The 13,706-nt window shown below is 65.6% G+C and carries 11 protein-coding genes; 2 read left to right on the forward strand and 9 right to left on the reverse strand.

The annotated features are described in order from the left end of the window. From FHR95_RS02370 to FHR95_RS02385, 4 genes are all read right to left on the reverse strand, one after another. Entirely contained in the window at nt 1-819 is an 819-nt protein-coding gene (locus tag FHR95_RS02370; RefSeq protein ID WP_040186270.1) for a Na(+)-translocating NADH-quinone reductase subunit C, read from the reverse strand. Further along, nucleotides 819-2,045 carry an NADH:ubiquinone reductase (Na(+)-transporting) subunit B gene (locus FHR95_RS02375; RefSeq protein ID WP_040186268.1) on the reverse strand — a complete coding sequence of 409 codons (1,227 nt, stop codon included), beginning with the start codon at nt 2,043-2,045 and terminating at the stop codon, nt 819-821. Before FHR95_RS02375 ends, FHR95_RS02370 begins: the two co-directional genes overlap by 1 nt. Next, nucleotides 2,045-3,394 (reverse strand): Na(+)-translocating NADH-quinone reductase subunit A, encoded by a 1,350-nt coding sequence (locus tag FHR95_RS02380; protein WP_183313212.1) that lies wholly within the window; start codon nt 3,392-3,394, stop codon nt 2,045-2,047. Before FHR95_RS02380 ends, FHR95_RS02375 begins: the two co-directional genes overlap by 1 nt. 359 nt (nt 3,395-3,753) lie before the next feature. After that, nucleotides 3,754-5,214: a glyceraldehyde-3-phosphate dehydrogenase gene (locus FHR95_RS02385; RefSeq protein WP_183313213.1), complete on the reverse strand. Its 1,461-nt coding sequence runs from the start codon at nt 5,212-5,214 to the stop codon at nt 3,754-3,756. Nucleotides 5,215-5,417: 203 nt separating this feature from the next. Here FHR95_RS02385 and mfd point away from each other — a divergent pair, with 203 nt between their 5' ends. Next, a complete protein-coding gene (gene mfd / locus FHR95_RS02390) occupies nt 5,418-8,867 on the forward strand; it encodes a transcription-repair coupling factor (protein ID WP_183313214.1) in 3,450 nt (1,149 codons plus the stop codon). Between the two features lie 154 nt (nt 8,868-9,021). Then, a complete protein-coding gene (locus tag FHR95_RS02395; protein WP_183313215.1) occupies nt 9,022-10,071 on the forward strand; it encodes a L,D-transpeptidase family protein in 1,050 nt (349 codons plus the stop codon). 201 nt (nt 10,072-10,272) lie between these two features. On the opposite strand, the gene FHR95_RS02400 is transcribed toward FHR95_RS02395, so the two are convergent. From FHR95_RS02400 to FHR95_RS02420, 5 genes are all read right to left on the reverse strand, one after another. Next, nucleotides 10,273-10,536 carry an Lpp/OprI family alanine-zipper lipoprotein gene (locus FHR95_RS02400; RefSeq protein ID WP_040186261.1) on the reverse strand — a complete coding sequence of 88 codons (264 nt, stop codon included), beginning with the start codon at nt 10,534-10,536 and terminating at the stop codon, nt 10,273-10,275. A 177-nt stretch (nt 10,537-10,713) separates the two neighbouring features. Beyond that, complete coding sequence (locus FHR95_RS02405) at nt 10,714-11,325, reverse strand: L,D-transpeptidase family protein (RefSeq protein ID WP_183313216.1); 612 nt, start codon at nt 11,323-11,325, stop codon at nt 10,714-10,716. Between the two features lie 147 nt (nt 11,326-11,472). Then, on the reverse strand, nt 11,473-12,723 hold the full coding sequence (locus FHR95_RS02410) for a GspE/PulE family protein (RefSeq protein WP_183313217.1): 1,251 nt from the start codon (nt 12,721-12,723) through the stop codon (nt 11,473-11,475). Beyond that, the gene (locus FHR95_RS02415) at nt 12,723-13,145 is read right to left on the reverse strand and encodes a GIY-YIG nuclease family protein (RefSeq protein WP_040186258.1); all 423 of its coding nucleotides are present in this window, start codon (nt 13,143-13,145) and stop codon (nt 12,723-12,725) included. The genes FHR95_RS02410 and FHR95_RS02415 overlap by 1 nt, the downstream gene beginning before the upstream one ends. A gap of 10 nt (nt 13,146-13,155) precedes the next feature. Next, on the reverse strand, nt 13,156-13,620 hold the full coding sequence (locus FHR95_RS02420; protein ID WP_183313218.1) for a 2-hydroxyacyl-CoA dehydratase: 465 nt from the start codon (nt 13,618-13,620) through the stop codon (nt 13,156-13,158). Nucleotides 13,621-13,706 lie beyond the last annotated feature (86 nt).

Consider the following 13,706-nt stretch of genomic DNA (forward strand, 5'->3'; position numbering starts at 1 on the left):
TCAGGCTCCTTCACTTTCAAGTTCGGCGTCGGTGCCCTCGGCCACGTTCGCGTTGGTGCCTTCACGGAACCGCGCCAGGTACTCACCGAAGCCCTGAGGGCTGAGCCAGAAGTGCAGCATGTTGGTCACGCCCTTGCTGGTCAGGGTGGCGCCGGAGAGCGCGTCGACCTCTGTCTCGCCGCTGGCACCGCCCTTGACCAGACTGATGGCCGGTTGCAGCTCACCTTCCTCGTCGTAGATCTCCTTGCCTTCCCACTGTGCCTGCCAGCGCGGGTTGTTGACCTCGGCACCCAGGCCGGGGGTCTCGCTGTGCTCGTAGTAGGTGATGCCGACGATGGTGTTGCCGTCGCCCTCCACGGAGAGGAAACCGCGCATCAGCCCCCACAGGCCCTGGCCGCGAATCGGCAGGATGATCTGCTCGGGGTCGTTGGGATCGCCGACCAGGTAGACGGTGCTGTAGAGCTCCTGACGCGAGAGACCGGCGATATCCTTCTCCCCCGACAGCGTCCGGCCGCTGGCCGGATCCCGACGCGCTTCGAAGGCGTTGTAGGTCGCCGGGTCATGCTCTTCGCTGTATTCACCGGTTTCCAGGTTCACCACGCGCGGCGTGATCGTCGACTCGAAGGTCTCGTTCACGTCCATGCCGGGCTCGTAGAGCTGGGCCACGTTAAGGATGTTGGTCTTGCGGTCGAGCTCCTGGTTGAACTCCTGCTTGGAACGCAGGGCCACCGCCGCGGTAGAGACGATGATCGAACACACAATACAAAGTGCGAACGCCACCGTCAGGATCTTCTTGATGGAGTTGTTGCTCTGTGCCATCAGGCAGTCTCCTCGGCCGGCACACCGGTGCGCTGCATGCGGCGCTTGATGTTGGCCTGTACAAAGAAGTTGTCGATCAGCGGCGCGAACAGGTTGGCGAACAGGATCGCCAGCATGATGCCTTCAGGGAACGCCGGGTTGACGACGCGGATCAGCACCGTCATGACACCGATCAGCGCGCCGAAGATCAGGCGACCCTGGTTGGTCATGGAGGCGGAGACCGGATCGGTGGCCATGAACACCATGCCGAAGGCGAAGCCGCCGACCACCAGGTGCCAGTACCAGGGCATGGCGAACATCGGGTTGCTGTCGGAGCCGATCAGGTTGAAGAGCGCGCTGGTCGCGACCATGCCCAGGAACACCCCGAGCACGATCCGCCAGGAGGCGATCTTGGTCCACAGCAGCACCACGGCGCCGAGCAGGATCGCCAGCGTGGAGGTTTCTCCCACCGAACCCGGGATAAAGCCGAGGAAGGCATCCCACCAGCTGAACTGGCTGGTGAGGGCCGCCATGCCGTCCGAGAAGGCAACGGAGAGCGCGGTGGCACCGGTGTAGCCGTCGGCCGCTACCCAGATCGCATCACCGGAGATCTGCGCCGGATAGGCGAAGTAGAGAAACGCACGGCCGGTCAGTGCCGGGTTGAGGAAGTTCTTGCCGGTGCCGCCGAAGATCTCCTTGCCGATCACGATACCGAAGGTGATACCCAGAGCCACCTGCCACAGCGGGATGGTGGCGGGCAGGATCAGCGCGTAGAGCACGGAGGTAACGAAGAAGCCCTCGTTGACCTCGTGGCCACGCTTGATGGCGAACAGCACCTCCCAGAAGCCGCCGACCACGAAGGTCACCAGGTAGATCGGCAGGAAGTAGGTGGCGCCCAGTACGAAGTTGGCCCACAGGCTGCCCGGGTCATGACCGCCGGCCAGCGTCATCATGATCGCCTCGCGCCAGGTACCCATGGAGCTGAAGCCCTCGGCGATGGCGCTGTTGGCCTGCCAGCCGGCGGCCCACATGCCGAAGAACATCGCCGGGAAGGTACAGGCCCAGACGGTGATCATGATGCGCTTGAGGTCGACCCCGTCACGCACGTGCGCCGTGGTCTTGGCGACATCCGGCGGCGAGTAGAAGATCGTGTCCACCGCCTCGTAGAGGGGGTAGAACTTCTCGTACTTGCCGCCCTTGTGGAAGTGCGGCTCGAGATTGTCGAGTGTCTGTCGAATAGCCATCATCAGGCCTCTTTCTCGATCATGGTGAGGTTGTCACGCAGGATGGGACCATACTCGTACTTGCCGGGGCACACATAGGTGCACAGGGCCAGGTCCTCTTCATCCAGCTCCAGACAGCCGAGCTGCATTGCCGTCTCGATGTCACCGACGATCAGCGAACGCAGCAGCTGAGTGGGCAGGATGTCCAGCGGCATCACTTCCTCGTACATGCCCACCGGCACCATGGCGCGCTCGGAACCGTTGGTCGAGGTGGTCGGGGCGTAGCGAGACAGGCCCTTGATCTTGGACACGTAGATGCCCATGACCGAGTGGCGGTTGAAGCCGGGCGACAACCAGCCCATCCACACGCGCTTGTTGCCCTCCTCGAGCAGACTGAGCTGGTTATGGAAACGACCCAGGAAGCGCAGACTGCCCTCGCAGGTGGCACCGGCGAACACCGAGCCGGAGATCACACGGGTACCATCCGGGTCGATCACTTCACCGTCGAGAAGTTCCTCGGTGCTGGCACCGATCCGGGTACGCAGCAGGCGGGGATTCTCGGCACGCGGGCCGCCCACGGCGAACACCCGCTGGACGTCCAGCTTGCCCTCGGCAAACAGCTTGCCGAAGGCGATGACGTCCTGATAGCCGGTGTGCCAGACGCGCTTGTGCAGGGCCACGGGCGAGAGGTGGTGGATATGCGTACCAACCAGGCCGGCAGGATGCGGGCCGGCGAAGGTCTCGTGCTGCACGCCCTGGATGTCGGCACCCGGGAGGCGGGCTTCCGGTGCCGTGCACAGATAGACCTTGCCTTCGGTGAGCCTGGCCAGCACCTTGAGCCCGTCCTCGAAGGCCTCGGGCTGCTCGTTGATGATGCCGGCAGGATCCGGCGCCAGCGGATGGGTATCGATGGCCGTGACGAAGATGTCGGTCGGCGTGCTGTCGATGGCCGGCGTGCGCGAGTAGGGACGCGTGCGCAGCGCCGTCCACAGGCCGGACTCGACCAGCTGGTCGACGACAACCTGGCGCTCGAGGCTCTCGAGCTTGTCGCGGCCGTGGGCCGTGAACTCGACCGCCTCTTCGCTCTCGTCGACCTTGATCACCACCGAGAGCAGCTTGCGCTTCTCGCCGCGATGGATGGCGACAACCTCGCCGGCCGCGGGCGCCGTGAAGCGCACCCCGTCGATCTTCTTGTCGGTGAAGAGCAGTTGGCCCAGCTTGACCCTGTCCCCCTCACTGACCTCCATGGTCGGCTTCATGCCGACATAGTCGGTGCCCAGGACGGCCACATGGCGCACCGGTCGCGCATTCTCGATCTGCGCCTCCGGCGTCCCCGCGATGGGGAGATCCAGGCCTTTTTTGACTTCGATCATAGTCTCGCCCAGTTGATGGATCGGATATGTGAGGCCCGAGCCACGCTCGAACCACCCCGAAAATCCACCATATTATAAAGAGAAGCGAGAAGGATGGCCACCTGACCTAAGGTCGCAAAGCGGCCAAGCGGCCAAGCGGCCAAGCGGCCAAGCGGCCAAGCGGCCAAGCGGCCAAGCGGCCAAGCGGCCAAGCGGCCAAGCGGCCAAGCGGCATAATGGTCCTGCCACCCCTAGCGTCAACACAAAGCCCCTGCTGGATGCTTGATCCGGCAGGGGCTCATTTTACCTCCGCACCTGCCGCCCGTTAGGGATCAGCTTGGCGGCTCGGCGCTTGGCGGCTTGGCGCTGCCCGAAGGGCCTTACCCCTTGACGCGCGGCAGCTTAAGGAAGTGCACGTTGGAGACGTGCTGCAGGATGCGGATCACCTGGCAGCTGTAGCCGAACTCGTTGTCGTACCAGACATAGACCACGGCATTCTTGCCGTTGGCGATCGTCGCCTTGGCGTCGACGATGCCGGCGTGGCGGTTGCCGACGAAGTCGGTGGAGACCACCTCGGGCGAGTCGACGTAGTCGATCTGCTTCTGGTAGGGCGAGTCCAGCGACATGCGCCGCAGGTAGTCGTTGAGCGCCTCGGCGTCGGTCTCCTTTTCCAGGCGCAGGTTGAGGATCGCCATGGAGACGTTGGGCGTCGGCACGCGGATGGCGTTGCCGGTGAGCTTGCCGTCGAACTCCGGCAGCGCCTTGGCCACCGCCTTGGCGGCGCCGGTCTCGGTCAGCACCATGTTGAGCGGCGCGCTGCGGCCGCGACGGTCGCCCTTGTGGTAGTTGTCGATCAGGTTCTGGTCGTTAGTATAGGAATGCACGGTCTCGACGTGGCCGTGCTCGACGCCGAACGCGTCGTTGAGCACCTTGAGCACCGGCACGATGGCATTGGTGGTGCACGAGGCCGCGGAGAGGATGCGATCCTGCTCGCCGATATCCTGATGGTTGATGCCGTAGACGATGTTGGCGATGTTGCCCTTGCCCGGGGCGGTGAGGATCGCCTTGGCCACGCCTTTGCACTGGATATGCTGGCCGAGGCCGTCCTCGTCGCGCCAGATGCCGGTATTGTCGACCACCACGGCATTATCGATGCCGTAGTCGGTGTAGTTGATCTCGGTGGGCGAATCGGCGTAGATCACCTTGATGACGTTGCCATTGGCGGTAATGGTGCGCGCCTCGGCATCGACGCTGATGGTGCCGTTGAAGGGCCCGTGCACGGAGTCGCGGCGCAGCAGACTGGCGCGCTTTTCCAGGTCCTTGGCGATGTCGCCGCGGCCGCGCACCACGATGGCGCGCAGGCGCAGCAGGTTGCCGCCGCCGGCCTTCTCGACCAGCACGCGCGCCAGGATCCGCCCGATACGACCGAAGCCATATAGCACCACGTCCTTGGGCTGGCCGTTGTCGCCGTCGGCGTCATGGCCATCGACGATTTCGGCCAGTTCGTCACGCAGGAAGGCCACCGGGTCGCCGCCGCGCGCCTTGAAGGCCACACCGAGCTTGCCCACGTCGACATGCGCCGGCCCCAGGTTGAGCTCGGTCATCGCCTTGACCAGCGGGAAGGTGTCCTGAACGGAGAGCTCGGTACCCTCGACCTTGCGCACATAGCGGTGATCCTTGAGGATGCGGATCACGCTGCGGTTGAACAGCGACCGCCCGTACATGGTCACCACCACGTTGTTATGGCGATACAGGCTGCCGATCATGGGGATCATCTGTTCGGCGATCGCCTGGTTGTCGTGCCATTCCTGGAAGACGCTATCGAGGGGTTGCTGACTCACGGGTGACCTCTCCTTGGGGATAGGGGTGGGCTAAGGCTATCTGCGCATTATCCGGGGCGGCGTCGGCCGGGGCAATCGCAGGATGGTCGCACTGGCTGTAGGCGTTTTACAGAACGCCATCCTGGACTACAGGCCCGCCGCGAGGCTGGTATCATACCCGCTTTCCGCAAGCCGCTCATGACCACGGTTGGGTAACCGATAGCATGCCGAATTTCTCGCCGCTCGACCCGCCGCGCCCCCAGGGGCTGCGCGACACCCTCTACTGGCAGGCACCGCCGGGCAGCGCCAGCGCCCTGGCCCTGGCCCACCTGGCCGAGGACGCGCCGCTGCTGGTGGTCACGCCCGACACCGCCTCAGCCCAGCGCCTGGAGAGTGACCTGGGCTTCTATGGCCACCTGCCGGTGCTGCCCTTCCCCGACTGGGAGACGCTGCCCTACGACAGCTTCTCGCCGCACCAGGATATCGTCTCGGCGCGGCTGCGCACGCTGCGCCGGCTGCAGGACGGCGAACACGGCATCGTGCTGGCGGCCATGAACACCCTGATGCAGCGCCTGCCACCGGTCGACTACATCGCCGGGCGCGTGATGACGCTGGAAACCGGCCAGACCCTCGACCGCGAGGGCTTTCGCGACGCCCTGTCGCGGGCCGGCTACAGGGCCGTGGAGACGGTCTATGAACCCGGCGAATACGCCCTGCGCGGCGCCCTGATCGACCTCTTCCCGATGGGCGCCGAGGCGCCGCTGCGTATCGACCTGTTCGACGACGAGATCGACACCCTGCGCCACTTCGACCCCGACACCCAGCGTAGCCAGGACCGGGTCGAGCGCGTGGAACTGCTGCCCGCCCACGAATATTCGCTGTCACGCTCGGCGATTGCCTGCTTCCGCGAGGGCTTCGAGACGCTGTTCGACGTCGACCCGCGCCAGTGCCCGCTCTATGTGGATGCCCTCAAGGGCATTCCCGCCCCGGGCCTGGAGCAGTACCTGCCGCTGTTCTTCGACGAGACCGCCACGCTCTTCGAGCACCTGGCCGAGGGCACCCGGGTGGCCATGCTGCCCGGGGTCTTCGAGGCGGCCGAGCATCACTGGGCGGCCATCGAGAGCCGCTACGAAAACCTCGGGGTCGACCCCACCCGGCCGCTGCTGCCGCCCCACCGCGCCTTCGTGCCGGTCGCCGAAGTGTTCGGCGCCATCAAGCGCCACCCGCGGGTGGCGCTGACCACCGAGACCGACCACCGCCACGCCGTGACGCCGGCCACCCGCACCCCGCCGACGGTGACGGTGAATGCCCGGGCCAAGCAGCCCTTGGCCGCCCTCGAGACCTTCCTGGCCGAGCACCCGGCCACCCGGGCGCTGTTCGTCGCCGAGTCGCGCGGGCGTCGCGAGGCGCTCGAGGAGACCCTGGCGCCGCTCAAGCTCGCGTTGCGCCATGTCGAGGACTTCCCCGCCTTTCTGGACAGCGACGACCGGCTGGCGATCACCGAGGGCGAGATCGATGCCGGCCTGTGGCTGACCGACCCGGACCTGGCGGTGGTCAGCGAGACCGAGCTGTTCGGTGAAGTGGTTCGCCAGAGCCGCCGCCGCGAACGCGCCACCGACGACAGCGAGCTGGCAATTCGCCACCTGTCGGAGCTGCGCCCCGGCGCCCCGGTCGTCCACCAGGCCCATGGCGTGGGCCGCTACAAGGGCCTCGAGACCCTCGAGGCCGGTGGCCAGGCCGCCGAGTTCGTGACCCTGGAGTACGCCGACGGGGCACGCCTCTATGTGCCGGTCGACAGCCTGCACCTGATCTCGCGCTATGCCGGCGCCGATGACGAGCTTGCCCCGCTGCACAAGCTCGGCTCCGACCAGTGGGAAAAGGCCCGGCGGCGTGCCGCCGAGAAGATCCGCGATACCGCCGCCGAGCTGCTCGACATCTATGCCCGCCGCGAGGCCCGCGAGGGCTTCGCCTGCGACCTGCCCGACGCGGAGTACGCGCGCTTTGCCGGCAGCTTCCCGTTCGAGGAGACTCCCGACCAACGGGCGGCGATTCAGGCGGTGATCGGCGACATGACCGCCCCGCGCCCCATGGACCGGGTGGTCTGCGGCGACGTGGGCTTCGGCAAGACCGAGGTCGCCATGCGCGCCGCCTTCCTGGCCGTGCACTCCGGGCGCCAGGTGGTGGTGCTGGTGCCCACCACCCTGCTCGCCCGCCAGCACTACGAGAACTTCCGCGACCGCTTCGCCGACACCGCGGTGAACATCGAGCTGATCTCGCGCTTCACCGCGGGCAAGGGCCAGTCGGCGTCGCTGAAACGCATCGAGGAGGGTCAGGCCGACATCGTCATCGGCACCCACAAGCTGCTCTCGAAGAGCACCAAGCTGCCGCACATGGGACTGTTGATCATCGACGAGGAGCACCGCTTCGGCGTGGCCCAGAAGGAGCGCCTCAAGAGCCTGCGCGCCGAGGTCGACATCCTGACCATGACCGCCACGCCGATCCCGCGCACGCTCAACATGGCGATGAGCGGCATCCGCGATCTATCGATCATCGCTACCCCGCCGGCCCGGCGCCTGTCGGTGAAGACCTTTGTCCAGCAGCGCGACGAGGCGGTGATCAAGGAGGCGATCCTGCGCGAGATCCTGCGCGGCGGGCAGGTCTACTTCCTGCACAACGAGGTCAAGACCATCGAGCCCGCCGCCGAGAAAGTACGCGAGCTGGTGCCTGATGCCCGGGTAGGCGTCGCGCATGGCCAGCTGCCGGAGCGCTCGCTGGAGCGGGTGATGTCCGACTTCTACCACAAGCGCTTCAACGTGCTGGTCTGCTCGACCATCATCGAGACCGGCATCGACGTGCCCAGCGCCAATACCATCGTCATCGAGCGCGCCGACAAGTTCGGCCTGGCCCAGCTCCACCAGCTGCGCGGCCGCGTCGGGCGCAGCCACCATCAGGCCTACGCCTACCTGCTCGCTCCGCCGCCGCGGGTGATGAGCAAGGATGCCGTCAAGCGGCTGGAGGCCATCGCCGGCGCCGAGGACCTGGGCGCCGGCTTCACCCTGGCCAGCCATGACATGGAGATTCGCGGCGCGGGGGAACTGCTCGGCGAGGAGCAGAGCGGGCAGATGGAAGCGGTGGGCTATGGCCTCTACATGCAGATGCTCGACCGCGCCGTGACGGCCATCCGGGAGGGCCGCACGCCCAATATCGAGGCGCCGCTGGACCAGGGCGTCGAGGTCAGCCTCAATCTGCCGGCGCTGATCCCCGACGACTACCTGCATGATGTCCAGCAGCGCCTGGTGATGTACAAGCGCATCGCCAACGCCGGCGACGAGGCCGAACTGAATGAGCTCAGGGTCGAGATGATCGACCGCTTCGGCCTGCTGCCGGACCCGGTCAAGACCCTATTGCGCCAGACCCGGCTGCGCCAGCGCGCCGAGCGCCTGGGCATCACCCGCCTGGAAGCCGGCCCCGAGAAGGGCCGGGTGATCTTCGGCAGCCAGACCCCCGTCGACCCGCTGGTGCTCGTGGAGCTCATCCAGAAGGCGCCGGACCGCTATCGCCTGGACGGCGCCGACACGCTGCGCTTCGAAGCGCCCATGGAGAAGGCCGACGACCGCTTCCAGGCCGTGGAACAGCTGCTCGATACCCTTAACCGCAAGGCCGAAGCGGCGTAGCTGTCAACCTGGGTGGTCAACCGGGGTCAGACCCCAACTGGGAAGGGGACCCCAAGTGGGAATTTCTGATTCGCCGGGCGATACTATAGGCTAAGGATGCCCAGGATGGGCCCATCGCAGCCCCGACCCACGGCAACCACGAGACCATGACTCGATGACGCACTCTTTCCCGCTCGGGCGCACCGCCCGATTCGCCTCGGCGCTGGCGCTCTGCGCCGCCCTGGCAACGCCCCTGCAGGCCAACAGCGAAGAATGGCCCCGCGGTTACTATCCCCTTCCCGAAGAGGGCGACCTGGTAGGCGAAGTCTATCGCGTCGTTGCCGAGAGCGGCGACACCCTGATCGATATCGGCCATGAGCACGGCATCGGCTACGAGGAGATGGTGCGCGCCAACCCGGGGGTCAGCATCTGGGCGCCCTTCGAGGGCACCGAGGTGGTGATTCCCGGTCGCTTCATCCTCCCCGACGAGCCCCGCGAGGGGCTGGTGGTCAACGTGGCGGAGATGCGCCTCTACTATTATCCGCCGTCCGATGACGGCGAGACGCCGCGCGTCGAGACCTACCCCATCGCCGTCGGGCGCATGGACTGGAAGACGCCGCTGGGCACCACCCGCATCACCGAGAAGGTCAAGAACCCGGCGTGGTATCCACCGGCCTCGATCCGCCGCGAGCACGCCGAGGCCGGCGACCCGCTTCCCAGCGTGGTGCCACCGGGCCCCGACAACCCCATGGGCACGCGCAAGATGCGCCTGGGCATCCCCGGCTACCTGATCCATGGCACCAATCGCCCCGAGGGGGTGGGCATGCGCGTGACCCATGGCTGCATCCGCATGCTGCCCGAGGATATCGAGGCCCTCTTCCCGCGCCTGCCCACCGGCACCCAGGTCAAGCTGATCAACGAGACGCTCAAGCTCGGCTGGTCGGATGGCACCCTGCACGTTCAGGCCTACCCGTACCTGGACGAGGAGGACGGCACCACCATCCAGCGCATCACCGAGGCCCTCGATCAGGTGGACATGGCAACCGACGGGCTCGACTACCCGGTGGACTACGCCCGTCTTCGTGAAGTGGTGGAAGTACCGCGCGGCATGCCCGTGGCGCTGGAGGTCAGCGCCCCCGAGCCCGCGCCGGAAACGCTCTGGGATCGCCTGGAGCTGATCGCTGCCGATACCGAATCCCTCGAGAACCAGCCCGAGGAAAGCTGAGGCTCTGCTGGTCTGATCGCGAAGAGGCAGCCACCCCATCGCGATGCAAGTCGAGGCGTCGAACCGTTCGCTCCCACAAGGACAACAGTGCCGCCACAGAGTGAATAGCACACTTCAAGCAAACAACAAGGGCCTCGCCGTTACCGGCGAGGCCCTTGTCTTGAACGTTCTGCTACCGCCCTAGCGGGCGGCGGAGAACGATCACTTGCGCATGGAACGCTCGAACATGCGGTTCATCTCTTCACGGTTCTGCTCGGACATCTGCAGGGCCGCCTGAGCATCGCGCTGCGCCTGGTTGGCGGTGTTCTGCGCCTGGGTGGCGATGCTGCGTGCTTCAGCAGCGTCGGCCTGGGCAGACTCGGCGGTCATGCGGACTTCTTCCAGGGCGCTGGTAGAGGCACAACCGGCCAGGATGGCCAGCGAGGCGGCAGCGGCAGTCAGCTTCAGGGTAGTCTTCAGAGTCATGATGTTCTCCTTGAGTCTTCCTTGGATACGGCATTGGTGTTGCCTGAAATTCAGGCTGCCTGCGGAAGCAGGCCTTCTTGCAGCGACTTCTGCTGCGAAGCACAGGAGTCAAACGCTGTTTTATGATATGCAACGGCGCTTGTCCATAGCTTAGAACGTCCCTAGCGCATGTAAAGCCTAGCGGATGACGACGCGTGTGCCAATGTCGATCAGTGACGACAGGCGCTCGACCTGATCGTCGGTCACCGCCACACAGCCATCCGTCCAGTGGAACTGCTGGTGGATGTCGAGATCCCCCTCACCGACACCATGGATGCCGATGAAACCACCCAGCACCGTATCCTGGGGAGGATAGCCGTGTCGACGGTAGTAGGAGAAGTAGTCGTCGTAGTCCTGCTGCGTGTAGACCCCTGCCTCCAGCGCCATGCGGGCATGGGTCGGCGTGGGGTAGTCGAGTCCGATGAAGATATGGAACTTGCTGCGGCGATTGAAGCGATTGACCCGGAACTCGCCAAACGGCGTGGCGCGGTCGCCCCGCTGACGCTGCGGCCGGGCCCCACCCCGGCCCAGCGAGACCGGTTCGAAGCGCTCGACAAGGCGATTGCCGCGATAGACGCTCAGCATCGCCTCGCGATCCTCGACCAGCACCCAAAGCTCGTCGTCATGGCGAGGCACGATGGCGCGGGACAGCAGGCTCTCCATCAGGCTGGCAGACGCAGGAGGGGCCAGCAGCAGCAGCGGCGAACTCAGCGCCAGCAGGCCGAAGCGACGACGGGACAGGAGCTTCATCGGTGACGCCTCAGGGACAAGCAGGATGGAAAAACTTCATGTTGACAGCCGTTATACCGGATTGCTGCCGGCCTGTCAGGGGGTGTGGGCCACCGCTGAGACATGACCGGCATCGACCCAAGGACTGAACCAGCGCGACACGGCGTTTCAGGCGCGCAGGATGGCGCCCATCCGGAAGACCTCACGCAGGCTGGTGATGCCGGCCTCGGCCTTGGCCAGGCCATCGGCAAACATCAGGGTCTCGCCGCGTTCCAGGAGGTTGCGTCGCAAAACGGCGTCATCGGCGTGGCGCAGCAGCAGCGCATGATCCTCGGGGGTAGGCTGCCAGATCTCGAAGACCCCGGTGCGCTCCCGATAGCCCAAGCCATCACAGTGCTCGCATCCCACGGGCACCCAGGCGTACTCTGGCACTTCGACCCCCACCGCCTCGAGCCATTGGGCATCCCGAGAAGGCGTCGGCTGCCGTTCCCGACAGTGCTCGCATAGCCGGCGCACCAGACGCTGGGCGATCACCAGGCCAAGCGTGGCGCTGATTTCGGCATCCTCCAAGCCCAACTGTCGCAGTGTGGAGACAGCCCCCACGGCGTCCCGACTGTGCAGCGTGCCCATCAGCGAGCGGCCGCTGCCGGCCACGCTCACGGCCGCCTCGGCGGAGCCGGCATCACGGACCTCGCCGATCAGCACATAGTCCGGATCCAGGCGCAGCATGGAACGCGTGCCGGAGGCGAAATCGAGCCCATTGGCGGGGTCCACCTGGATCTGGTTGATGCCGGGGATGGCATACTCCACGGGATCCTCGAGCGTTACCACATGACTGTCGCTGAGACGCAGCTGATTCAGCAGGGTGTAGAGGGTGGTGGTCTTGCCGGCGCCGGTGGGTCCGGCCACCAGCAGCATGCCGCCGGTGGCATCCATCCAGCGGCGGATCCCCTGCGCACCCTGCTCGCCGATCCCCAGCGACAGAGTGTCCTGGAAGGTTCTGGGCGGTGCGAGAAAGCGGATGGCCAGTTTTTCACCGGCCACACAGTTCACCGCGGTAACCCGCAGCGAGGTCTCTTCCAGGCCCTCCTCATCGAGGGGCCAGCTGAAGCTGCCGTCGTGGGCGACACGCGAGGGCATGGGGTCGAGCCGGGCAAGCACCTTGAACTGGTTGACCAGCTGGAGGCCGATGCCGACATCAAGGTCCAGCGCATCGATGACGCGACCGTCGATGCGCAGTCGAACGCGCCATTGCTCTGGAGAGGGGTCGATATGGATGTCGCTGGCCCGTGCGCGGATGGCTTCATCGAGCAGCACATGGGCCATCAGGGTCTCATCGTCACCCCCGGCCGGATCGGCAACCAGGGCCGAGAGACGCGGCAGTAGCCGCCACCCTGCCGGCTGCCGTTGTTCCGCCATCAGTCGGCGCGCTCGACGATGAACTGCGAAACCAGCTTGTCGGTGCGACCGCGCAGATGCATCTCGGTGGTATCGAAGGGAAAGCGGTCGATGTAATCGTGGTTCACCGGCGGCTTGTGGAGGTTCACCATGGCCGCTTCGAGACGCTCGCGGTAGACATAGGTCGCCGCCGCCACGCTATAGCAGAGGACCTGTCCGCTCTCCAGTTGGCCGGACCACTTCTCACGCAGCTCATGATGGCGGATGCGTTGACGCACGTCACCGGACTCACCGATATACAGCAGCCGCTCGACCTCGGGCTCGCCTTCACCGGCGGGGGTGCCGGCATACACACAGAAGATACCCGATATATCGGGAATATCGCCAAGCTGCTCGTCCGTCCAGTAGCCCAGCAGCTTGAGTGACAGAATCTGATCCGACATCGCTTTCTCCTCAGTAGTCCTCTAGACGTTGCATGTCGCGGGCAATGCGGCGAACCTCGGCATCGTGACCGTTGGAGAGTGCGGCAAAGAATTCACGCTCGTCTTCCGCCGTTGCCCGTTCGACTCGGTGAGCATACAGGTCCTGAAGCGTCCTGTGCATCGTCAAGGCGGTGGAGAGCACATCTTGCACGCTGTCGCAGGATATGCTGCCGGTGAGGCGGTCGAGCGTGGGCGCATGGGGAAAGTCCTCGGGGTCATCGAACCAGGTCTCGAGCACCTTGCGATGCTGGCTCTTTTCCTTGAGGTACTCGGCCAGTTCGGTCTGCATCTTGCGCTCATGCTCGGCCAGGTACTCCAGCGCCATGCGTACCCGGTCGTTGACGTCACCGGCGGCCAGCTGGTCGTACTGCTCGGCGAGCCCCCGGTGGTAATCGGCCGCCCAGGCGACCAGTTCCTTGACCTGATGAAAGCGCATTGCGACTCCTCCCCTGCGGATGCCCTGACGCGGGCGATTCGTTCATAGCTTCATCCTAGCCAAGCCGCGTCCATCATGCTTGATGC

Origin of the sequence: Halomonas fontilapidosi (assembly GCF_014192285.1) — a bacterium.
Taxonomy (GTDB): Bacteria; Pseudomonadota; Gammaproteobacteria; order Pseudomonadales; family Halomonadaceae; genus Halomonas; species Halomonas fontilapidosi.

Excerpts from the sequence above, each read along its gene's own strand:
- FHR95_RS02370 (WP_040186270.1), bottom strand. The coding sequence starts at position 819 with ATGGCACAGAGCAACAACTCCATCAAGAAGATCCTGACGGTGGCGTTC.
- FHR95_RS02395 (WP_183313215.1), top strand. The coding sequence starts at position 9,022 with ATGACGCACTCTTTCCCGCTCGGGCGCACCGCCCGATTCGCCTCGGCG.
- FHR95_RS02380 (WP_183313212.1), bottom strand. The coding sequence starts at position 3,394 with ATGATCGAAGTCAAAAAAGGCCTGGATCTCCCCATCGCGGGGACGCCG.
- FHR95_RS02410 (WP_183313217.1), bottom strand. The coding sequence starts at position 12,723 with ATGGCGGAACAACGGCAGCCGGCAGGGTGGCGGCTACTGCCGCGTCTC.
- FHR95_RS02415 (WP_040186258.1), bottom strand. The coding sequence starts at position 13,145 with ATGTCGGATCAGATTCTGTCACTCAAGCTGCTGGGCTACTGGACGGAC.
- FHR95_RS02405 (WP_183313216.1), bottom strand. The coding sequence starts at position 11,325 with ATGAAGCTCCTGTCCCGTCGTCGCTTCGGCCTGCTGGCGCTGAGTTCG.
- FHR95_RS02375 (WP_040186268.1), bottom strand. The coding sequence starts at position 2,045 with ATGATGGCTATTCGACAGACACTCGACAATCTCGAGCCGCACTTCCAC.
- mfd (WP_183313214.1), top strand. The coding sequence starts at position 5,418 with ATGCCGAATTTCTCGCCGCTCGACCCGCCGCGCCCCCAGGGGCTGCGC.
- FHR95_RS02400 (WP_040186261.1), bottom strand. The coding sequence starts at position 10,536 with ATGACTCTGAAGACTACCCTGAAGCTGACTGCCGCTGCCGCCTCGCTG.
- FHR95_RS02420 (WP_183313218.1), bottom strand. The coding sequence starts at position 13,620 with ATGCGCTTTCATCAGGTCAAGGAACTGGTCGCCTGGGCGGCCGATTAC.